The following is a 19449-nucleotide window of genomic DNA, read 5'->3' on the forward strand; positions in this document are numbered from 1 at the left end:
CAACAGCGAACTGATGTTCTACAGCCTAACCAGCACCACCGACGATGTCAGCGCAGGCGCGAAGACCGTAATGAATCGGCAATGCTCAGGGCGTCGGCAGTTTTCCGTTGAGGGGCCGCTCACTGTGCAGGCGGAGGCCGATATCGACCAGGGACACCCGGTTCAGTCCGGAAACCTTGCCCAGCGGCACCCAGGCGGCGTGGGTCGTGCTGCCGTCTATCTCATGGGTCAATTCGCCGCCCGTGATGCTTGCCTCGTAGACCAGACGGATTGCCTGGAAATCACGGTCTGATCCGTCGAGCCGCTCCTCACCCGGCCAGTGGCCGACGTCGATGCCCAGCATCGCTCCGATATCGGCGTCGTACCCGGTTTCCTCCTGGATCTCGCGGCGGCAACCGTCCACGGGATGCTCCCCCAAATCAAGGCCTCCTCCAGGGAGGGTCCAGCCTTCCTTGCCGTCTTGCTTCCAATAGGCGAGAAGGATCGCTCCGTCGCGGATGACCACTCCGTACGCGGCCGGGCGGGTGTCGAACTGGATGCTCATGGAGCCAGCCTAGGCCTAAGCTGGGAGGAACACTGTTCAGCACATGGAGTTGTATTGTGACCAACTTGGAAACGGCCCCGTCGCAGGAAGTCTGCCCAGCCGGACATCCCGGGCAAGGACCCTTTGTGCAGCTCTGGCCGGCCCGCGAGGTTCCCCTGGGCGGCGTCCGGGCCATGAATGTCTCCCGCACGCTCCCCCAGCGCGGCATGCCGACCGTAGGCGCCTGGTGCTTCCTGGACAGCTTCGGCCCGGACCGCATCGCGATGAGCGTCCTTCCCCATCCGCACATGGGACTGCAGACGGTCACATGGCCCCTCGAGGGCGAGGTGCGGCACCGCGACAGCGTCGGCAGCGACGTCCTGGTCCGTCCCGGGCAGTTGAACATCATGACGGCGGGCCGAGGCATTTCGCATTCCGAGTTCGGCGTCCTGCCGGCGGGACTTCACCCGGACGCGCCCGACGGCGGCGCCCTCCTGCCGCTGTCCCGGGGCCTGCAGTTGTGGGTTGCTTTGCCCGACGCCGTAAGGCACCAGGCGCCGTCGTTCGAGCAGATCGTGGACCTACCGGTGGTCGTGGCGGACGGTTTCAGGGCGACTGTTCTCGTGGGCGAATTCGCGGGGCAGCGCTCCCCCGCGGTCATGTACAGCCCGATTGTCGGCGTCGAAGTCTCAGCCTCGGGCGCCGTCGAGCTGCCGCTGAATCCCGATTTCGAGCATGCGGTCCTGGTCTTGGACGGTTCCGCGGTGATCGACGGCCAAGAAGTCGACCCCGGCCCTTTGGCCTTCCTCGGCATGGGCCGGGAATCGCTCCGCCTCGACGCATCTCCTGGAACCCGCTTCATGCTCCTGGGCGGCGAACCCTTCGAAGAGGACATCCTGATGTGGTGGAACTTCGTGGGCCGGACGCACGAGGAAGTGGAGCAGGCCCGCGAAGACTGGGAAGCCCAGGCGCTCCTGAGCGACGAGGACGCCCGCACCGCGCGATTCGGTTGGATCCATGGCCACGGGCCCGACGCCGGAGCTGAAGCCGGGCGCATCCCCGCACCGCCCATGCCGGGTGTCCAGCTCAAGCCGAGGTCACGGAACAGGGCTACTGACTAAGGTTTGGCGACGCCCAAAAGGTTTGGCGACCCCGGAATTCGCGCGTCGCCAGTCTTTCTCCGTATCCGCCAGCCGTATGCGCGTCGCTTTTAGGCCTGTTCCGCGACAATCCGCAGCACACCGAAAACCGGTTCCTGGTCCAGGACCCGCACATCGGTGATTCCGTGCGCGGCAAGTCCCGCCCGGAAAGCGGATTGCAAGGGCTCCACGTTCATGCCGAGCCCGCCGCCCAGAATCACCGGTCCGGGCAAGCCAAGCTGGCGAACGGCCTGCGCCGCCAGCTCCGCGAGATCCCGTCCTGCCTGGTCCAGCAGTTGGCGGCTGATCTCGAGCCCTTCGCGCGCGGTCGCGACCACGGCGTTCGCGCGCTGGGCCCAGTACCGCCGGTCGGTGTCCTCCGAATGGAACAGTGCGATGAGTTTATTTGGGTCGTCCACTCCGCAGGATTCCAAGAGGGCCACTGTGAGGCCATCGGGTTCGAGCCCTTTGTTCATGCGGCGCAGGCTGTGACGCACTGCTTCCCGGCCCAACCAGTAACCGCTGCCCTCATCGCCCAGGAGAAAGCCCCAGCCGCCGGCACGGGCTTCCTCCCCCTCGGCGTTCTTTCCCCAGGCCGCGGATCCAGTCCCGGCGATGACAGCCACTCCCGTGCTGGCCCCGCCTGCCGCCAGTAGCAAGCGGGAATCGTGGACCACCGTGACTTGTGCACCCGGAACATGGGGTTCGATCAGTTCGGCGAGGGCGCGGGCATCGGCGTCGGTGTCGATTCCGCCTGCCCCGGCAAGGACGCGGTCCACGTCGCCGCCACCGATCATGGCGAAGAGCTCGGCGAGATTCCTGGCCGCTGTCTCCCTGCTGACGTTCTGGACGTTGGAGCTGCCCGTGCTTTCGTCTCGGACCGGTTTGCCGTCTTCGAACCGGACACCGCGGGTCTTCGTGCCGCCGATGTCGAGCCCGATGACCGTTGCGTCGGGCCGGGGGGTCTTGTTTTCTGCAGTCTCCACGTCCAAAAGCCTAGCGCGGGCGCAACGGGTGGTCCTATTGGGTTCCGGCTCGCGCTTCGCTTCCGGACCGAGCCTTGACAAGCCCTGCGAGCAGCCCCGGCCCTTCGGAAAGCACCAGTTCCCGGAAAAGCCTGACGGGGTCCGGTTCCTTGCGCCGTTCGCGCCAGGCAATCCCTATCTCCCGGTATGCGAGCTCCGAGTCGAGCGGCACTTCCACCCACCCGAGGTCCGTGGAATCCAGGACCCCTTGTGGTCCCGGCCCCAGTCCTCCCGGCGGCAGGATGCTGTAGCCCAATCCGGCGGACACGAGCCCGCGGATGGTATGCGAGTCCTGGCTCTCGAAAGCCACCCTAGGGCGAAAGCCCGCATCCCGGAAGATCGCGTCGGTCAGCGAGCGCAGGCCGAAACCAGGTCCCATGGAAACGAACGGCTCATGCTTGAGCTCGGTGAGCCCCACGCTGGCCCGCCGGGCCACCGGATGGCGGTGATGCACCACCAGCCGCAAAGGCTCGCGGTACAGCGCCGCCGAGCCGAGGTTCCTGCCCGGAGCCGCCACGGGAGCCGTCAAGGCGAAGTCGGCGTCACCGGCAATGAGTGATTCAAGGCAGGCGGCACGCGCCCCTTGGCGGAGCTCGAAGGCCGTGAAGGGATGCCGGCTCCGGAATGCGCTCATGAGCAGTGGCAACGTGGCCTCGCCGAAAGTGTGCTGGAAGGTCACCGCAATTCGACCGCGGACAACATCGGATTCGTGGCGGACCACGTCCAGCCCCGCTTGGAACTCGGCGAGCGCCGCTTCGATATAGGGAAGCAGCGTCTTCGCTGCAGGGGTCAGGCGGACACCGCGGCCCTCACGGATAAGGAGTTCGGTCCCGACGACGGCGCTTGCCCGGGCGAGCGCCCGGCTCACCGTCGATTGGGGTACTCCGAGCAGTTCGGCCGTCTCGGTGACATGTTCTGTCCGGCCAAGCTCAGCTAGCAGTGGGAGCAACGGCAGTAGTTGGACCAATTGCTTGTGTTCGATGTCCACGCTTGTCCACCTCGGATCGACAATTTTCAAAACCATCCATACTCGCTATCAATCGTAAGTGAATCATGCATTGGAATCATCACTTCCGCTCGCCATAATGTGGAGAAGTGAGTAAGAGCGCAGTATCCAAGAGTCCCGCAGAGTCCGATTGGGAAGGCCATCTGAAGGGCTCCAGCGCCTACCGGAGGATCCTCGCCGGGTTGGCCCTCGCCGGCGTGGCCACGTTCGCGCAGCTGTACTCCACCCAGGCCGTCCTGCCACTCATGGCGACCGAGCTGCACATCACCGCGGCAGAGGCGGCGCTCACTATTTCCTTGGCCACGGTAGGCCTCGCGGCAACGGTGCTGCCCTGGTCCTTCGTTGCCGACAAGATCGGCCGCGTGCGTGCCATGGCCATCGGAATCGCGGCGGCCACCGTCCTGGGCCTGCTCGTCCCCCTGGCTCCCACTTTTCCGCTTGTCCTCGCTTTGAGGGCCCTGGAGGGCATGGCCCTCGGCGGTATCCCGGCGATCGCGATCGCGTACTTGAATGAAGAAGTCGACAAGGTGCACACCGCGCTGGCCGCTGGAAGCTACGTGGCCGGCACCACCCTCGGCGGTCTTGCCGGCCGCTTGCTCGCGGGCCCCGTCGGCGAATTGTGGGGCTGGCGAGCCGCCGCCTTCGCAGTCTCCATCCTTGCGACAGCGTCGGCCGCACTGTTCCTGGTGCTGGTCCCGAAACCGCGCCGCTTCACCCCGCGTTCGGCCGGAGGTTTCCGCGGGGCAATGAAGACGCTGGCAGGCCACTCTTCCAATCCACGGCTGCTGGCCCTCTATATTCAAGCGTTCCTGTTGATGGGTGGATTCGTAGCCGTCTACAACTACCTCGGATTCCGCCTCCACGCCACGCCCTTCGGACTGCCCGCCACCGTAGTCAGCCTGATTTTCCTCGCCTATTTGTCCGGAACCGTGAGCTCCCGATGGGGAGCCGGATTGTCCATGCGCTTCGGCCGGCGGACGGTCATGCTCGCCGGGATAGCGACCATGACGGCCGGCCTTGGACTCACTCTGTGGGACAACATCGCCGCGGTTCTGGCGGGCTTGGTGGTCTTCACCGGCGGCTTCTTCGCCGCGCACAGCATCGGAGCAGGCTGGACCGGGACCATCGCGACGAGCGGCCGCGCACAAGCAGCCTCGTTGTACAACCTCTCCTACTACCTGGGTTCCAGCGTTATCGGCTGGGCCGGAGGACTCGCCTTCCAGGCTTTCGGCTGGACTGCACTCGCCTGGACGGTCATCGCACTGGGGTGCACGACGGCGGTGATCACCGCCGTCGTGCACCGATCCCCGGCCCGCCAAGTCGCCGTCGTCGGCTCCTCCGCGTGACCACGTATGCGCCGCACGGCAGGGCAGATGGCCCCCGGATTGAATTGCCCCTAGGCTGCCCGTTTAGGTTCGGACACCGGAGCGATGTCTGCGCCCGCCCGTCCCGGAAGCGTGGGTTCCGCCAACAGGGTGCGCGCATGGAGCACGTCCCCGATGAACCAGTCGTAGATCAGCACACCGATCACTCCACCGACGAGGGGGCCGACAATCGGGATCCAGAAATACCAGCTGAACGCTCCGTCAACGGTGCCCGGCAGTGCCGTCTGCCCCCATCCGGCGAGCCACGCAAACAGCCGTGGTCCGAAGTCACGGGCAGGGTTGATGGCGTATCCGGCGTTCGCGCCCACGGACATGCCGATCGCCGCCACGGCCAGCCCGATCATGAACGGGCCCAGGTTCGACTGTACGGCCGTGTTGCGCATGTCGATGATGGCCACGACGAACAAGACGAGGAAAGCCGTGCCAACAATTTGGTCGACCAATGGACCCACGGGATTACCGTTGAAATACGGTGCCGGGAAGGTCGCGAAAATGGAGTAGGTCGCCAGCCCCTTTGGATCTGCGCGCCCGGTGCCTACAGCCTTGTTATAGGCGTCGATGGCATCGTGATAAAGCAGGTACACCAGCGCGGCTCCGGCGAAAGCCCCAACAATCTGGGCAAGGATGTACGGGCCTACCTTTTTCCACGGGAACTTCCGCCGGACCGCGAAAGCCACCGTCACCGCCGGATTGATGTGCGCCCCGCTGACCCCACCGCCGACGTAGATTGCCATCATTACCGCTATGGCCCATCCCCACGTGATCAACAGCCAGTCGCCGGCGGCCATGAAGATCGTGGTCGACGTCGCGGCCCGTCCCGAGCCGGGCAAGGCGGCAACCGCCATGGCCACAACCCCGTCGCCGAAAGCGATCAGCACAAATGTGCCGAGGAACTCGGCAAGGAGCTCACCCCAAGTACCACCCAGTTGCTTGAGGCCGCTTCCTTTGCGGACTGCATTCCTTAGTGGACTGACTTCACTCATTCCGAGTGCCTCCTTGAGTCATCCGATTCACCTTTGGAAATTGACAACCCCAGCAACTTCATGGTATGTCGAACGACCTACGGTAACCAGCCGATTGCCTTAGGTAACCAAGACTCAAGGTCCGGAATAGGGCTAACGGGTGGACTCGATGGCCTGGACCAGGTCGTCGATGATGTCGGCGGGATCTTCCAGGCCGATGGAAAGCCTAAGCATGCGCGCCTGGGGCTTGGCCTCCGGAGCCACAGGGCGGTGGGTCAACCCGGCGGGGTGTTGGATCAGCGTGTCGATACCACCCAGCGACACTGCGTGCGTAATGACGCGTACGGAGCCCGGAATGCGCTCCGTATGCTCGGCCGATTCAAGGTCGAAAGAGATCAACGAACCCGGACCGCTCATCTGCGTACCCACCAAGTGCAGCGGATCGCACTCGGGAAGCCCCGGGTAGTACACCTTGGCGACGAGCTCGTGGCCGGCGAGCGCTGCAGCGATCTTGTGGGCGTGATCCTGCTGGGCCCGCACCCGAATGGGAAGGGTCGCCAGGCCCCGGTGCAAAAGGTAGGCGGGCCACGGAGTCAGGATGCCGCCGGTCACGGCACGGACCCGGCGCAAGCGAGTGGCCCACTCTGCACTTGTTGCCACCACGCCACCCATGGCGTCGCCGTGGCCGCCCAGGAATTTCGTGGCACTGTGAAGCACCATCGCGACGCCGTGCCTGAGCGGTTGCTGGAGGATCGGGGTGGCAAAAGTGTTGTCCACGAGAACCGGAACATCTCCGGCGTCGGCCACCAGTCGGTTAAGGTCCACCAGATCCAGGCTCGGGTTCGCGGGCGTTTCCACCACCACCAGTCCCGTGTCCGGACGAAGGGCATCCCGCACACCGTCAGCCTTGACGAAGGTGACCTGGTTGCCAAGCAGGCCGCTGGCCAGGACGTGGTCCGTGCCGCCGTAGAGAGGCCGCACCGCAACTACGTGCGTCTTGCCTTCCGATTGGGCGGCCAGCAGCACTGCGCTGAAGGCAGCCATGCCCGAGGCAAAACCGACAGATTGCGCTGCACCTTCGAGCGCCGCTACGCCGTCTTCGAACCTGGCTACCGTAGGATTCCAGAGACGCTGGTACACCGTGCTCTGGCCTTCGAGGGGCACGCCGCCCGTAGCCATCTGCTCATAGGCGAGGCCGCCGTCGTGGACAGAAGGCAAAGGCGCCGTGGTTGAAAGGTCGATCGGGACTGCGTGTACGCCCTGTTCCGTGAGTCCTGTCCGGCCCGCGTGGACTGCGAGTGTATCGATGGCTGTCACTGCTCTCCTTGAATTATTCACCGTTGAATTCGGTTAGTATCTGGCAATAATTCGGAGATTGACAGTGCAAATGAATGGATTGAGCGGAAAATGGCATCTATGATGAATAGACAGCACTTTCAGGAGGATCCGTGAGCACCACCCCGAAGAACGTTCGGCCCGTCGGCATCAGCGAGCCCTTGGATGCGATCGACGAACGCATCCTCGCGGCTTTGGTTGACGACGCCCGGATCTCCAACAAGCAACTGGCCGAACTGGTCGGAATCGCTCCGTCGACGGCGCTCATGCGCACGCGGTCGCTTTCCGAACGCGGCATTATCGAGGGCTTCGAGGCTGTCCTCAGCCTCCCGGCAATCGGCCGATCGGTCCAGGCCTTGATCGCCGTGCGCCTACGCGCCCATGACCGCGACCAGATTGACCGCTTCACGGCCCGGGTTCCCGCCCTCCCTGCAGTGATCTCCACGTTCCACACCTCGGGGTCCGTGGACTACTTGCTGCATATCGCGGTCGCCAACACCGACGACCTCCGCGACTGGGTCCTGGACAACCTCGCCACGGACCCCGTGGTGGGCCACACCGAGACCACTCTGGTCTTCGCCCACATCCAGGGCAACCACGGGCCACTGCCGGAATAGCGGTCGGCTCGACCCAGCTCAGTGACGTGGCTCGAGGCCCGAGTGAGAAGCCCCCATGGCGTCCCGGCGAAGATCACCGAGTTCCTGCCGCCGCCTGGACGCCGCTCGCTGCGCGGCCAGGTCGACCGGAGGAATGTAGCGCCTGCGCTCGGCCCAGGAAACCAGGCCGGCTCCGATTCCGGCTGCTGCCGATTCCAGCATGGAGGGCCGGCGGTAGGTGCCGCATGATGCGGTGGCAGTGCTCATGACTCTTTCCCTTCGGTGGCTGCTGCGTGCGACTTCGCGTCGCGGGATTTCTTGTCTCCGGCCCACGCCGGGACGCCCAGGATCGGGAACGCGTTGAAATGGATCTGCACAGGGCGGGCATCGTCCGCCTCGGGTTCGCTCCTGATGTCCTCCAGAAGATTGCGGGCGAAGGCTTCCATGGCGTGGGCGTAGCGTCCGAGCTGCTCGGCTGACATCCGGGCGTTGGCAGTGTTGACGATGGCAGCGTCGAGCCAGTCTTCGCTCAGGGAGTCCATGCCGTGCGCCATGAAGTCGGCGAGCACGGCCTGCCTGCTGCGTTCGAACTCACGGGTGACCAGCCGCGATGCCTCCTGCGTTGCCGGCGAATGTGCCAACTCGGGCGAAGTGATCTGGATAGCGCCCTTGGGCCGCTCCCACCACCGCTCCCGCGCAGTCCCCTTGCCTTGGACTTCGTGGACGAAGTCGAACTTGGCGAGTTGCCGCAAGTGGTAGCTGGTAGCACCACTGGATTCATCGAGGAGTTCGGCCAGGCTGCAGGCGGTCTGTGGCCCATAACGGGACAGCATCTCGAGGATTTGAACGCGCAGGGGGTGCGCGAGCGCTTTCAGGGATGCCGTATCGACCTTGCGGACGGGGAATTCCTGCTCTTGAACCTTGTCCATGCCGGAAACGCTACTCTTGCAAAGAAACCTTTGCAAGCATTTCTTTGCAAATCAATCTTTGCGAACTTGGGATTGGCGAATGAACCGCCCGTCAGCCCTTCCGGAGCACCCTACGAAGGGACAAGGCAGCCAAGACCGTCGCCGCAAGCCCGCACACCACAGTGAAATAGCTGGCAGCGGCGCCCAGCCCGATGAGCGAGGCGGCCAGGCCCAGCCCGATGACCGGCACAGCGCTGCCAAGGTAGGTGATCACGTAGACGGTGCTGATGATCTGGGCATGCCGGGACGCTTCCACCTTGCTTGCAACATCGTTGAACACCAGCCGGAAGGCGATCCCCTGCCCCACCCCCGCGGACAGGCTCGCTGCCACCAGCAGCACCGGACTGGACAGGGATGCCGCCGCGCCGACCAGGACAATGGAAACTCCCAGGACCGCCAGTCCCATGGGCACGGCGAACCGTCCGCGGACTGTCAGCAATTGGCTGAGCGCGGACGCACCGAGCGTCAGTCCGGCGAGCAGTCCGGTCATGGGGCGCGAATCTGCGTGCACGACGACGGCGAAGTAGCCGGGCGCGAGCGAAAGGCAGAATCCGAACACAGCAAAACTGAGGAATCCCACGCTTGAGGCCAGCCAAAACGCTCCCCTGGCTTCCCGCGACACGGAGGGCCGTCGCGGGGCGAGCACGGTGTAGGGACGCGGGCCTTCGGCAGGCCGAATCGCCGGGCGTGCCTTGAGAAGCCAAAGCGGGACAAGCAATAGGAGCAGGACGGCCGCGTGGATGAAGAACGGCGTCGAGGTGGCACCCGGGAGCAGCGAAAGCAATCCGCCGATTGCGGGACCCGCGGCCACCCCTCCGGAGGAAGACAGCAACGTGAAGCGGGAAGCCCACTCAGGCCGGGACGGAAGCAATTCGCGCAAAGCCGCCGAGCTCGCTCCGGTTGCGAGGCCTACGGCAACGCCTTGGAGCATGCGGCCGGCAGAGAGCATCAAGAGGTTGTCAGCGTTGGCGAAAACCAGCCCGCCCACGAAGCCCACTAGGACAGCCAGCACCAGCGCCGCACGCCGGCCGATATGGTCCGACCAGTGGCCGGCGAGCATCAACACGGCCACCAGCGCCAGGACGTAGCTCGCAAAGGCAATCGCCACGCCCAGTGACGTAATTCCCAGCTCCGCCTGAAGCAACGGATACAGCGGGCTCGCCAAGTTGGCACCGACAAGCAGTGTGAACGTGACGGCGCCGGCCAGGACCAGCCGTGCCGTGGTGGAAGCATCCCAGCCCCAGCGCCCGGCGGTGGCCGGTCGCATGCGCAGTTCGCTAAAGACAGTCATTTCCGTGCCTTCGCCTCAGCGGCCGTCGCGAAACCTGGCCTTGTGGGCCGGGACTGTACGGCCCAAGATATTGATGGCAACAGGATGTCGTAGATCTGCCATATAGATCAGATCTCCGTGGAAGAATTGATCAGGACAGTCAAAATTGACGTCCAAGGATGACCAAAAATGAGCTGGAGTGATGATTTGAACACCCTCGATCCGACGGACCTGAAGATCCTGCTCGAGTTGATCCGTGATCCCAGGGTTCAGGTCGGCGAACTCAGCGAGTCCTTGGGGATCGCACGCAACACCGCCCAATCGAGGATGCGGCGTCTGGTCCGCTCGGGCGTACTGAACGACGGCGGCCGCGAGGTCGACCTCGAAAAGGTGGGGTACGACGTCGTCGGCTTCGTGACGTTGGAGGTGACCCACCGGGAACTCGACGGCGTGATCGGAGCCTTGCGCCGCATCCCCCAGGTCCTTGAGGTGCATGAAATCTCCGGGAGGGGCGATCTCCTATGCCGGGTGGTGGCCACCGACACGCACAACCTGCAAACCGCGCTTCGCTCCATCCTCAGAACCAAAGGCGTCATCCGCACAGAAACGGTCCTTGCCCTGCACACCCATATCCCCTACCGGACAGAGCCGCTCATCGGCAGGCTCGTGGACGCGGCCGGGGCGGCCGGCGCCACGAAACGGGTCAAAGCGCAGGTTTCCACCGATTCGCCAGTCAGGGAAGCCGACTAGGATTCCAGAATGGATTGGCTCTCTTCTCTTCAGCACCTCAATTGGCTGGCCATACTCCTGGCGTTCGTTTCCAGCATGGTCATCGGATTTGTCTGGTACATGCCGGCGGTCCTCGGCAGACGGTGGATGCAGGCCATCGGCAAGACCGAGGAAGACCTCAAGAAGATCGACGGCGGCCCAGGAATCTGGATCCCCATGATGGTGGCCGCAGCACTCACGAGCATCCTGTTGGCCGTCCTTATCGGCAGGCTCGGTGTGCATGGAAGCCTGGCCGGCGGATTTTTTGCGCTGGTCATTGCGGTCGTCTTCCGCGTTGGCGCCCACGTGATCCACAACGGCTTCGCGGGCAGACCGTCTGCCGTGACCCTCATCGACTCCGGCCATGACATCGTGGCCATGACTGTCGCCGGGTCAATCATCGGGGCTTTGCCGTAAGGGAGGAGAATAACCTCGTGACCATCATTGACAATGCCGTCTATGTGAACGGTATCCGGACCGCGACTCCGGAAAGCCTTGAGCAAAGCGTCGAAACACTGGCCGCCCACGGCGGGATGGTGTGGATTGGACTGTACCGGCCGGACGAGACGGAAATGGCGGCAGTGGCCGCCGAGTTCGGCCTCCACTTGCTCGCCGTAGAGGACGCCGTCAATGCCCACCAGCGGCCCAAGCTGGAGCGGTACGACAACAACCTCTTCACCGTCCTGCGGCCTGCGCGATACGTGGACGCTACGGAGACCGTGGAGTTCGGTGAACTGCATATCTTCACGGGGAGGAACTTCGTGGTCACGGTCCGGCACGCTGAAACACCCGGGGTGGCCAGGGTCCGTCGCGATCTGGAACAACAACCGGAGCTTCTGCGCCATGGTCCCGAAGCCGTCCTTTACGCATTGTTGGACCGAGTGGTGGACGACTACGGCCCCGTGATCTCGGGGCTGGAAAACGACATCGACGAGATCGAGGACCAGCTCTTCGGCGGGGATCCCCTGGTTTCGCGGCGCATCTATGAACTTGCCCGCGAGGTCATCCAGTTCCAGCGCGCAATCAACCCCCTCCCGGACATGATGGCCTCCCTGAAGCGCGGGTTCGAGAAATACGGTGTCGACATCGAACTGCAGCGCAAACTCCGCGATGTGGAGGACCACGTCGAACAAGTCATATCCCGCGCCAATGGTTTCCGGGACCTGCTTCAAAACGCCCTGACCCTCGACGGGACCCTGACCGCGAACCGGCAAAACGAGGCGAGTGCGGCACAAAACGAACAAACCAAGAAGATCTCCTCGTGGGCCGCGATCTTCTTCGCACCGGCATTTGTTACCGGGCTCTACGGCATGAACTTCGACATCATGCCCGAGCTCCATTGGACGTTCGGCTATCCCATGGCGCTCGGCATGATGGTTGCCGCGGGCTTTGTCATGTATGTCATCTTCAAGCGGAAGAACTGGCTCTAGTGTTCCCTGCCTCTGCCGGGCGACGCCTCGATGCGTCAGCTCTCATGGCGGAGATCATCGCCGACGCCGACGCTTCAGGTTTCGTCCTGGAGCCGGCCCAGGCCGCGGCCGCTGCCCGGCTCTGCCAGCTCGGCGAGGCCGTCACTGTCGGGCGCGAGGGACTCCGGCGCGCGGGACTCCGCCGCCCGGGACTCCTACGATGGCGGACCCCGCGCAGCGTCTACCTTCACGGTCCGGTGGGGCGCGGCAAAAGCTGGCTCATGGACAGCTTTTACCGCCAGTTGCCGGGGCGTAAAAGGCGCATCCATTTCCATGATTTCTTCCGCCAACTGCATCGAGGTGACGTCGAACTATCCACCGGATAAATTGTTGCCGAACCCTCTGTGGCACGATCACTTCGTGCCGACCATCGGGGTGATCAAGGAGATGATGGACATCATGGAGATCGACGGAGACACAGATTTCCGGCGTTCGCAGGTTCCCGGTTCCGCTGCGACACCCAGCGGCTCCAGTGGACTGAAGGCATTCAGCAGGGGCAAGATCATTACGCCCGGAACGCCTGCGCAACTCGGAGCCTTCGGTTTGTTCCCGCCATCGAAGGCACAAGAGCGGATCCTCACGCCCACGACGCAACGACTCACCGTCAAGGCAGCCGACGACATGCTCTGGGTCAGTTTCGCGGAATTGTGCGGCCGCCTCATGTCGACGGCGGACTACTTGGCTTTGGCGGAGGACTACGGAACCTGGGTGATCGACGGCGTGCCGTCGCCGACGATCGGGTCGACCGCCGGTTCTGCACCGGCCTGGCAACGGTTCAGCAATGTGGTGGATGTCCTCTACGACCAGGACATCACGCTGTTCCTGGTGGGCCACGGCCCCCTGGACTGGGATCTTGCCCAGGATCCGGCGCACCGGACTGGCTCCCAGCAAAGAAGCGCCCAGCCCGTTGACCTGGCCGGAATCGCGAGCCGGCTGTCGCTCCTGGGCCGGGTGGAGTCCTCGGTGCCTTTTGAAGAAGTGGAGGCCGGGGGCAGCTGAAGGCACGGCCTTGGCAAACGGCCCTACGCTTCAGTAATGGTCTACGCGAGGGTAGAGATATGGCAGGTTTGAACCTGAGAACGACCGTACGGAAGCAGACGCTCGTCTTCGTCGTTGCCGTGCTGATGATCATCTTCGGCTTTGCCGAGGTCGTCACGGGCTTCGCGCATGACTTCTTGGGGTTGGTCACAGCAGCAGACGCGCTCACCACGATCATGGGGGTTGGCCTCGGCTTGTGCTACGTCGCTGGAGGAACACTCCTGTTGTGGTTCACTCGGCGCACCGTGCTTGCCGCGGTACTTCTGTTGCTCGTCGATATCCTCGGTCGCATCGCGATGACGCTGTCGGGGATGTACCCCGTCGATACTCCGAAACAAGTGATTGGCATCGTCGGTGGGACCGTTGCAGCCGTCATTTTCGCTGGTATCGCGTTCTGGAAGTATCGCGTGCTATCCAGGATCCGCGGCTCGAAGGACAACTGGGGCGCGAACAACCCGCTGCCTTAGCCTGGCTACGTCGGCCCCTACCGGCGCCGTCGGAGATGCAGCTCAAGAAAGATCCGGACCACATGCGGGCGGTGTGTGAAAATTTTGGCATGTCTTCCCCACAGTCACTGAGCGAGGCCGATCGCCGCATCGTCGCGGCATGGGCGGCGGACTGTGCTGAGCGAGTCCTGGTCTTCTTCGAGACGGAGGCCCCCACAGACGGCCGACCACGTGATGCCATCGCCCGCGCTCGGGCGTTTGCTCACGGTGAACTCGACGCCGCCGGTGAGATTCGCCGACGCTTCCGTGCTGCTCGGGCCGCGCACTCGGTGAGCTCTCCCGCGGCCGTGGCGGCCGCCCGGGCCGCTGGACAAGCCTCCGGCGTCGCTCACATGGGCGCGCACGCTCTCGGCGCAGCCGCCTACGCCGCGAAAGCGGCCGGGCTGGCCACTCCGGATCAGCCCACGGCCATCTCCGACGAGATCTCCTGGCAACTCGCGAACATGAGTGCTGAAGTGAGGGCGGCGCTTCGGCAGCTGCCGCCGGTGGGTGAGGACTCCGCGGGCCCGCTCGGTTCCGGACTTCTCGCGTCGGGCCTTCTTGGGTCAATCGTTCGGAAGATTCAGGCCGCTATCGGCAGTAGCACGCCACAGGGGGGTGTCCGGTAGGCGATCGGGGGCGGTGACTTCAGTCAGAAGACGAAGGACGCCCTAGATCGCCCCTCCGGCGGTGGGCGGCGCACCGATGTCGTTGCCGCCGTCGCCGACTTGCTCCCGGGCGACATAGTTCTCGATGTCGAAGAGGTTGTCCGCGCGCTCTGCGATATTCAACAAAGTAGTCATCGAGGCAACTTCTTCGACCTGCTCCCTCAGGAACCACAACATGAATTGCTCGCCGAGGGGATCATTCTGATCCCTCGCTGCCCGGAAGAGCTCCTCGATGTTGCGGGTGACTTCCTTTTCCTGGGCCAACGCCAAGGCAATCGGCTCCTGCACGTTGGCAAAGTCGTTGCGGACGGCCGGAACTCCCGGAATCTGGACCGGCTGGTTACGGTCCAACATGTACTGGACCATCATCATGGCGTGGTTGCGCTCTTCCAGTGCCTGGCGGTAGAAGTGTGCCGCCAGCTGCGGTAGATCCTGGCCATCAAAGTAGACCGCCACCGCGATGTACTGTTGGGACGCAGCAAACTCGTTTCCAACCTGGGCGGACAGGAGCTCGTTGAATGTCTTCTTTGCCATGCGCCCGATCCTACCTTTGGCACTTGGCTGCGGGCAGGAGCTTCAGAGCAAAAAGACGAGCCCGACGCCGGCTGCCGCGGCTCCGACGCATGCCGCCATAGTGCCTACTCCGTTGAGGAGGGCCAGGCCGGTGCGGCCGGCCTGGACAAGCCGGACGGTCTCCAAACTTGCCGTACTGAAGGTGGTGTATCCGCCGAGGAATCCGGTGCCGAGAATCAGCTGAAGTGATTCGGGAGCCTGATGTGACATCACGAGCCCTGCCAGGATCCCCATGAGCAGCGACCCGGAGAGGTTGATGAAGATCGTGCCGAGCGGCAGAGCAGTCCGGGCCCAGGAACGGACCACCCCATCCACCACGAACCGGGCGGCCGCCCCTGCGCCACCCGCGAGCGCTATCAGAAGGAGGGTCATGGCCGGGCCTTCTGCCTCTCTCGGGCGGACTTGTGCTGGAGCGCCCCAAGCCAAATACCGAGGGTTGTGGCCGCGACTCCGCCTAACAGGCTGGCTACCAGATACCAGATGGCGTCCATCCCGCGTCCTGCTCCGAAGAGATGCACCGAGTCCAGGGCCAAGGTGCTGTACGTGGTGTAGGCCCCAAGGAAACCACTTCCGATGCCCAAGCGGGCAATCCGGCGGAGACCGGCGTCGGGCCCGCTCCGGGCGAGCGCTTCGAGGAGCCAGCCAAGCGCGAGCGCACCGGACAGATTGATAAGCAAGGTGGGCAGCGGCCACGCGTTTGGCGCCGGAAGGGCCATGCCGAACCCGTAGCGGCTCAAAGCCCCCAGGATTCCGCCCGCCGCGACAAGCAGAACGAACCGCCCGTGCAGATGGAGCGGGCGGTGCGGGTGCCGGTCCGGTGGTGCCGTCTGGGCTTTGGCTCCCGGCGGGGCGGTGCTGCTTTCCTTCATTGATCCCTGCTTGGGTCGTGACGGCCCAAGGGAACCATGAGCACGGGGCAGTTCTGGCGATGCGCCAGGTGCAAGGCTACCGATCCGGTGACCAGTCCTTCAAACTTCGGGCCGAGGCCGTGTTCCTTGGTTCCCACGACGATCATGGATGCATTGATACTCGCCGCATAACGGCCCAGTGACCGGGCAGGCTCGCCGGCGAGCGTCACGAAGGTCCACCGCACGCCCGTTCCGTCGAGTTGATCCGCGATGCGGGATTGGAGCGACTCCGAGATGGCCGCGGCGTCGTCGTCGATTCCGTCGGGATCGATCGGTTGGGCCGCCAGATGCCCATCCCGGTCCCCGGCGGCAGGGAAGCTCGTGACATCAGCGAAAGCCAGGACCAGTTCCAATCCGGCGCTGAGCGCTACTTCGGCGGCCTTCTCAACCACCGTGACAGGCTGGTGCGGGAGCACCCCGGCCAGCACCGGACCGGCCAAGCGGGCGGGGCTCGCCTTGGCCAGCGGCGTGTCCTCGCCACGCGGGTTGCTCATGGGGCCCTCCAATGTCCGTGTTGTCGGGGTGCGGCTTCCGTATTGCTCCAGTATGGGCTTCTACAGCTGGCGTTGTCCCAAGCGCTACGCGAGAATGTCGATATGTGCGGTCGGTTCAGTGTCGGTTTCGAAGCAGACTATCTCTCGAGGAAGCTCGGTGCCGTGCTGCGCGGTGATACCGACTACCCCTCGCCAACGCTCCAGATCAACCCGACAGACCCCGTGGTCTTTCTGCGGGGACGGGCCGGGGACGATTCGGTCGGACGCGAGCTCGCGGCCGGGCGCTGGGGCTTGGTTCCGACATTCTCCAAGTCCTTCGATTCGAAGGTACCCACTTGGAATGCACGCTCGGAAACGGCTGGGTCAACCCCGGTATTCAGGGCTTCCCTGCCGAAGTGGCGGGCGGTTGTTCCAGTTTCTGCGTACTACGAGTGGAAGAAGTCGGGGCCTGGCCGGAAGGATCCCAAGCAGCGCTACATCGTCGAACCTCAGGATGAGTTGATTACCTTCGCCGGATTGTTTGCGCCATGGCGCGACGAGAGCATCGAGGACAAGTCCGCGCCCGGCGCCTGGCGTTTGTCCTGCTCGATCCTGACCATGGATTCCCCTCCGGAAGGCGTTCACGAGAGACTGCACAACTTGCATGACCGGATCCCGGTTCCGATTTCTCCAGACATGATCGACGATTGGATCGACCCCAAGGAAACCAGGGGCCAGGCCCTGTTGGACGCCGTGCTGGGCGAGGCGTATGGCTTGGCGTCGGCATGGATGATGAGGCCCGTGGAACTCGTGGACGACAACACCAAGTTGGTAGACGTCGCGAACCCGGCCGCCTGACTCAACGCTCTCAGCGCTCAACGTTCATAGCGCAGCTCGGCCCTCACGTCCGTATCCTTTAGCCAGGTCAATCTGGTAGCCGATCCGAAGGGGTTCGGCCACCACTGCACCAAGACCTTGCCCTCCGACGTCCGTGTGACCATGGCCGGAACATATTGAAGGTACTTCGGCCAAACGAGCTTGGCGATAACAGGCACCCTTGAAACGGTTGACAGCGGTTCCGTTTGCCGTGGGGGCGGGGCGCCGACTGAATTCAACGGCGCGGGATATTCGGGCTGGTCAGGCATGCCCGAATACTACTGCGAGGCATCGACAATATGGAGGCCGGGAGATTCGAACTCCAATCCCCCATGCGGAGCACCGGGCATGCGACGGCCACTCCCCGTGCCGCTGGGAATTAGCCGCCGCAGGACGAACCAGGCTAAAGCCGGATGTGGAACGAATCGCAGAACAGGTTCTCGTTGAACGTACGCGAAATACCCGCCGTCTAGCCGATGCAGGCCCAGTTCGAGCGCAGCCCATGACGGGCGGCGTATTTTCGTAGGCACTATCTGGGTGAGGTAATATGCATGCGGTGCAGGCACTGCAGGGCCCCTAATCAGGACTGCTACCAATAGATACTCCACGTGCGCTCCGCGTCGGTGGTCGAAGAGGGACTATGAAAAGCAGCGACAGAAATGTAGTTCCGATGAAAATCAATGTAGTTCCGATGAAAATCGGGTGGATAATTCCTTCTACATTCGGGGCGGTGCTCGCAGGCACCCTGGTCGCATTCGGTCGCCTCAGCCCTACAGCTCAAGGGACCATCTGGGCGGAGGACGGCGCAGTCTTTCTCCAAGACGCACTGAGCCGCCGTGGATTGCTGGATGTGTTTGCTCCGTACCAGGGCTATCTGCATGTAGTTCCGCGGGCTATGACGAAGTTTGTGGTCAGGTTCTTTTCAATCGACGACTTTGCCATAGCCGTTTCCTCGTTGAGTTGTCTCCTGATTACCCTCATCGCCCTGATGGTGTTTCATTGTTCGAGGGCCCTCACCACAAATGTTCTGATCCGACTGGCGTGGGCATCGATCACTATTTTTGTTGCTCCCGGCGCGCTGGAGACTCAGGGTAACTTTGCCAACATTCATTGGTATCTGCTGTGGTTGGTACCCTGGCTGCTTATCAAGCCCACGCAATCGAAATATGAGGGTGTCCTACTTTTCGTCGTGGCAGCGTTGGCATCTCTCACCGAGATTCTGACGGTGATGTTCGTTCCGCTCTTCCTCTACCGGTTCAAGGACAAGGCACTTTTACCGGCTCGACTCGGCTTGCTGGTGGGCATCACATGCCAGATCATTACCACCCTGTCCTATCCGCGTTCTGCTCCTTTCGCGCCAGTCAACGTTGCTTCGGTAGCCGAAGGATGGTTCCTCAACAGCAGTTCGGCAGTAATCTTCGGCACATCAAGACAAATTTCCCGCAATATCCTGAACTTCGGAGTGTTGCCTGTAGTCTTGGCCGCATTACCATTTTTTCTTGCTTTTTTGTATCTTCTGTTGAAGGGCTCCATGCGTATTCGCGTGGCAGCACTTTCGTTCGTAGCGGCTTCGGTGGGTGTGTGGACTGCAGCGGCAGTATTCAACTTTTCGGACACGTTTGATTACTCAGAGTTTGGTGTGACCCAATGGGGCGCCTTCCTTTTGGGGAGATATAGCACTGTCCCATCGATGTTCCTACTTGCCCTGGTTCCATTGTTGGCAGTCTTATGGGAAAAGACTTCTCCAAAGGCCACCACGGGTGTTTTAGCCGCCTTTCTTGTTCTGCAGTGCTTGTATTTCTTTCCGTCATCGGCATTCCGTCAGGAGGGACCGCTCTGGGCAACCGGCGTTGCAACTGCCAGAGTCGCTTGTATCGCTGATCCTGGGATGACCGAATATCCAATCGGAACGGCGCCGGGGGCATGGAAGGTGCAGGTCCATTGCAACGACCTGCGGCCTTGACGCGTCGTGTTCACTGCTT

At 63.3% G+C, this 19449-nt stretch carries 24 protein-coding genes; 12 read left to right on the forward strand and 12 right to left on the reverse strand.

What is annotated here, in order from left to right:
* Positions 1–85: 85 nt before the first annotated feature.
* The gene (locus tag AC1DJW_RS00875; RefSeq protein WP_284751659.1) at positions 86–544 is read right to left on the reverse strand and encodes an NUDIX hydrolase; all 459 of its coding nucleotides are present in this window, start codon (positions 542–544) and stop codon (positions 86–88) included.
* Between the two features lie 56 nt (positions 545–600).
* Here AC1DJW_RS00875 and AC1DJW_RS00880 point away from each other — a divergent pair, with 56 nt between their 5' ends.
* On the forward strand, positions 601–1644 hold the full coding sequence (locus AC1DJW_RS00880) for a pirin family protein (RefSeq protein WP_476900506.1): 1044 nt from the start codon (positions 601–603) through the stop codon (positions 1642–1644).
* A gap of 89 nt (positions 1645–1733) precedes the next feature.
* On the opposite strand, the gene AC1DJW_RS00885 is transcribed toward AC1DJW_RS00880, so the two are convergent.
* Positions 1734–2648: an N-acetylglucosamine kinase gene (locus tag AC1DJW_RS00885; RefSeq protein WP_284751661.1), complete on the reverse strand. Its 915-nt coding sequence runs from the start codon at positions 2646–2648 to the stop codon at positions 1734–1736.
* Between the two features lie 34 nt (positions 2649–2682).
* Complete coding sequence (locus tag AC1DJW_RS00890; RefSeq protein ID WP_476900507.1) at positions 2683–3675, reverse strand: LysR substrate-binding domain-containing protein; 993 nt, start codon at positions 3673–3675, stop codon at positions 2683–2685.
* Between the two features lie 107 nt (positions 3676–3782).
* Between AC1DJW_RS00890 and AC1DJW_RS00895 the strand changes: the two genes are divergently transcribed.
* On the forward strand, positions 3783–5039 hold the full coding sequence (locus AC1DJW_RS00895; protein ID WP_476900508.1) for an MFS transporter: 1257 nt from the start codon (positions 3783–3785) through the stop codon (positions 5037–5039).
* Positions 5040–5089: 50 nt separating this feature from the next.
* Here AC1DJW_RS00895 and AC1DJW_RS00900 read toward each other — a convergent pair whose 3' ends face one another.
* Both AC1DJW_RS00900 and AC1DJW_RS00905 read right to left on the reverse strand, forming a co-directional pair.
* Complete coding sequence (locus AC1DJW_RS00900) at positions 5090–6061, reverse strand: MIP/aquaporin family protein (RefSeq protein WP_476900509.1); 972 nt, start codon at positions 6059–6061, stop codon at positions 5090–5092.
* A 132-nt stretch (positions 6062–6193) separates the two neighbouring features.
* Complete coding sequence (locus AC1DJW_RS00905) at positions 6194–7357, reverse strand: trans-sulfuration enzyme family protein (protein ID WP_476900510.1); 1164 nt, start codon at positions 7355–7357, stop codon at positions 6194–6196.
* Positions 7358–7488: 131 nt separating this feature from the next.
* Here AC1DJW_RS00905 and AC1DJW_RS00910 point away from each other — a divergent pair, with 131 nt between their 5' ends.
* Positions 7489–7992 (forward strand): Lrp/AsnC family transcriptional regulator, encoded by a 504-nt coding sequence (locus AC1DJW_RS00910; RefSeq protein WP_078108298.1) that lies wholly within the window; start codon positions 7489–7491, stop codon positions 7990–7992.
* 18 nt (positions 7993–8010) lie between these two features.
* Here AC1DJW_RS00910 and AC1DJW_RS00915 read toward each other — a convergent pair whose 3' ends face one another.
* The 3 genes from AC1DJW_RS00915 to AC1DJW_RS00925 all read right to left on the reverse strand — a co-directional run bounded on the left by AC1DJW_RS00915 (position 8011) and on the right by AC1DJW_RS00925 (position 10230).
* The gene (locus AC1DJW_RS00915; protein WP_284751666.1) at positions 8011–8238 is read right to left on the reverse strand and encodes a 2-nitropropane dioxygenase; all 228 of its coding nucleotides are present in this window, start codon (positions 8236–8238) and stop codon (positions 8011–8013) included.
* Entirely contained in the window at positions 8235–8900 is a 666-nt protein-coding gene (locus AC1DJW_RS00920; RefSeq protein ID WP_476900511.1) for an ArsR/SmtB family transcription factor, read from the reverse strand. The genes AC1DJW_RS00915 and AC1DJW_RS00920 overlap by 4 nt, the downstream gene beginning before the upstream one ends.
* 91 nt (positions 8901–8991) lie before the next feature.
* A complete protein-coding gene (locus AC1DJW_RS00925; protein WP_476900512.1) occupies positions 8992–10230 on the reverse strand; it encodes an MFS transporter in 1239 nt (412 codons plus the stop codon).
* 168 nt (positions 10231–10398) lie between these two features.
* On the opposite strand from AC1DJW_RS00925, the gene AC1DJW_RS00930 reads away from it, so the two are divergent.
* The 7 genes from AC1DJW_RS00930 to AC1DJW_RS00960 all read left to right on the forward strand — a co-directional run bounded on the left by AC1DJW_RS00930 (position 10399) and on the right by AC1DJW_RS00960 (position 14598).
* A complete protein-coding gene (locus AC1DJW_RS00930) occupies positions 10399–10959 on the forward strand; it encodes an Lrp/AsnC family transcriptional regulator (RefSeq protein WP_284751669.1) in 561 nt (186 codons plus the stop codon).
* Between the two features lie 9 nt (positions 10960–10968).
* Positions 10969–11394 carry a DUF1761 domain-containing protein gene (locus AC1DJW_RS00935; protein WP_284751670.1) on the forward strand — a complete coding sequence of 142 codons (426 nt, stop codon included), beginning with the start codon at positions 10969–10971 and terminating at the stop codon, positions 11392–11394.
* Positions 11395–11411: 17 nt separating this feature from the next.
* The gene (gene corA, locus AC1DJW_RS00940; protein ID WP_284751671.1) at positions 11412–12407 is read left to right on the forward strand and encodes a magnesium/cobalt transporter CorA; all 996 of its coding nucleotides are present in this window, start codon (positions 11412–11414) and stop codon (positions 12405–12407) included.
* A gap of 44 nt (positions 12408–12451) precedes the next feature.
* The gene (gene zapE / locus AC1DJW_RS00945; RefSeq protein WP_476900513.1) at positions 12452–12772 is read left to right on the forward strand and encodes an AFG1/ZapE family ATPase; all 321 of its coding nucleotides are present in this window, start codon (positions 12452–12454) and stop codon (positions 12770–12772) included.
* Between the two features lie 34 nt (positions 12773–12806).
* Positions 12807–13445, forward strand: a complete 639-nt coding sequence (gene zapE, locus AC1DJW_RS00950; protein WP_284751673.1) for an AFG1/ZapE family ATPase — start codon at positions 12807–12809, stop codon at positions 13443–13445.
* 59 nt (positions 13446–13504) lie between these two features.
* Positions 13505–13951 carry a hypothetical protein gene (locus AC1DJW_RS00955; RefSeq protein WP_476900514.1) on the forward strand — a complete coding sequence of 149 codons (447 nt, stop codon included), beginning with the start codon at positions 13505–13507 and terminating at the stop codon, positions 13949–13951.
* Between the two features lie 89 nt (positions 13952–14040).
* Positions 14041–14598 carry a putative immunity protein gene (locus AC1DJW_RS00960; RefSeq protein WP_476900515.1) on the forward strand — a complete coding sequence of 186 codons (558 nt, stop codon included), beginning with the start codon at positions 14041–14043 and terminating at the stop codon, positions 14596–14598.
* Between the two features lie 42 nt (positions 14599–14640).
* Here the strand turns inward: AC1DJW_RS00960 and AC1DJW_RS00965 are convergent, their stop codons facing one another.
* From AC1DJW_RS00965 to AC1DJW_RS00980, 4 genes are read right to left on the reverse strand one after another with little or no spacing between them, the layout of a single operon-like run.
* Positions 14641–15171, reverse strand: coding sequence for a ferritin (locus AC1DJW_RS00965; RefSeq protein ID WP_476900516.1), 531 nt, complete (start codon positions 15169–15171; stop codon positions 14641–14643).
* 42 nt (positions 15172–15213) lie between these two features.
* The gene (gene crcB / locus AC1DJW_RS00970; RefSeq protein WP_284751677.1) at positions 15214–15582 is read right to left on the reverse strand and encodes a fluoride efflux transporter CrcB; all 369 of its coding nucleotides are present in this window, start codon (positions 15580–15582) and stop codon (positions 15214–15216) included.
* Positions 15579–16079 (reverse strand): fluoride efflux transporter FluC, encoded by a 501-nt coding sequence (locus AC1DJW_RS00975; RefSeq protein WP_390278874.1) that lies wholly within the window; start codon positions 16077–16079, stop codon positions 15579–15581. Before AC1DJW_RS00975 ends, crcB begins: the two co-directional genes overlap by 4 nt.
* Positions 16076–16612 (reverse strand): universal stress protein, encoded by a 537-nt coding sequence (locus tag AC1DJW_RS00980; protein WP_284751679.1) that lies wholly within the window; start codon positions 16610–16612, stop codon positions 16076–16078. The genes AC1DJW_RS00975 and AC1DJW_RS00980 overlap by 4 nt, the downstream gene beginning before the upstream one ends.
* A gap of 102 nt (positions 16613–16714) precedes the next feature.
* On the opposite strand from AC1DJW_RS00980, the gene AC1DJW_RS00985 reads away from it, so the two are divergent.
* On the forward strand, positions 16715–17449 hold the full coding sequence (locus AC1DJW_RS00985) for an SOS response-associated peptidase (RefSeq protein WP_476900517.1): 735 nt from the start codon (positions 16715–16717) through the stop codon (positions 17447–17449).
* Positions 17450–18107: 658 nt separating this feature from the next.
* Positions 18108–19430, forward strand: coding sequence for a hypothetical protein (locus AC1DJW_RS00990; protein WP_459343072.1), 1323 nt, complete (start codon positions 18108–18110; stop codon positions 19428–19430).
* The last annotated feature ends 19 nt before the right edge of the window (positions 19431–19449 follow it).

This window comes from Arthrobacter sp. 05L417 (assembly GCF_056397865.1).

What these genes read in the sequence shown, in the direction of transcription:
- AC1DJW_RS00960 (WP_476900515.1), top strand. Translation starts at nt 14,041, where the DNA reads ATGTCTTCCCCACAGTCACTGAGCGAGGCCGATCGCCGCATCGTCGCG.
- zapE (WP_476900513.1), top strand. Translation starts at nt 12,452, where the DNA reads ATGGCGGAGATCATCGCCGACGCCGACGCTTCAGGTTTCGTCCTGGAG.
- crcB (WP_284751677.1), bottom strand. Translation starts at nt 15,582, where the DNA reads ATGACCCTCCTTCTGATAGCGCTCGCGGGTGGCGCAGGGGCGGCCGCC.
- AC1DJW_RS00925 (WP_476900512.1), bottom strand. Translation starts at nt 10,230, where the DNA reads ATGACTGTCTTTAGCGAACTGCGCATGCGACCGGCCACCGCCGGGCGC.
- AC1DJW_RS00955 (WP_476900514.1), top strand. Translation starts at nt 13,505, where the DNA reads ATGGCAGGTTTGAACCTGAGAACGACCGTACGGAAGCAGACGCTCGTC.
- AC1DJW_RS00875 (WP_284751659.1), bottom strand. Translation starts at nt 544, where the DNA reads ATGAGCATCCAGTTCGACACCCGCCCGGCCGCGTACGGAGTGGTCATC.
- AC1DJW_RS00920 (WP_476900511.1), bottom strand. Translation starts at nt 8,900, where the DNA reads ATGGACAAGGTTCAAGAGCAGGAATTCCCCGTCCGCAAGGTCGATACG.
- AC1DJW_RS00980 (WP_284751679.1), bottom strand. Translation starts at nt 16,612, where the DNA reads ATGAGCAACCCGCGTGGCGAGGACACGCCGCTGGCCAAGGCGAGCCCC.
- AC1DJW_RS00900 (WP_476900509.1), bottom strand. Translation starts at nt 6,061, where the DNA reads ATGAGTGAAGTCAGTCCACTAAGGAATGCAGTCCGCAAAGGAAGCGGC.
- AC1DJW_RS00915 (WP_284751666.1), bottom strand. Translation starts at nt 8,238, where the DNA reads ATGAGCACTGCCACCGCATCATGCGGCACCTACCGCCGGCCCTCCATG.
- AC1DJW_RS00930 (WP_284751669.1), top strand. Translation starts at nt 10,399, where the DNA reads ATGAGCTGGAGTGATGATTTGAACACCCTCGATCCGACGGACCTGAAG.
- AC1DJW_RS00985 (WP_476900517.1), top strand. Translation starts at nt 16,715, where the DNA reads ATGTGCGGTCGGTTCAGTGTCGGTTTCGAAGCAGACTATCTCTCGAGG.
- AC1DJW_RS00990 (WP_459343072.1), top strand. Translation starts at nt 18,108, where the DNA reads ATGAAAAGCAGCGACAGAAATGTAGTTCCGATGAAAATCAATGTAGTT.
- AC1DJW_RS00935 (WP_284751670.1), top strand. Translation starts at nt 10,969, where the DNA reads ATGGATTGGCTCTCTTCTCTTCAGCACCTCAATTGGCTGGCCATACTC.
- AC1DJW_RS00965 (WP_476900516.1), bottom strand. Translation starts at nt 15,171, where the DNA reads ATGGCAAAGAAGACATTCAACGAGCTCCTGTCCGCCCAGGTTGGAAAC.
- AC1DJW_RS00975 (WP_390278874.1), bottom strand. Translation starts at nt 16,079, where the DNA reads ATGAAGGAAAGCAGCACCGCCCCGCCGGGAGCCAAAGCCCAGACGGCA.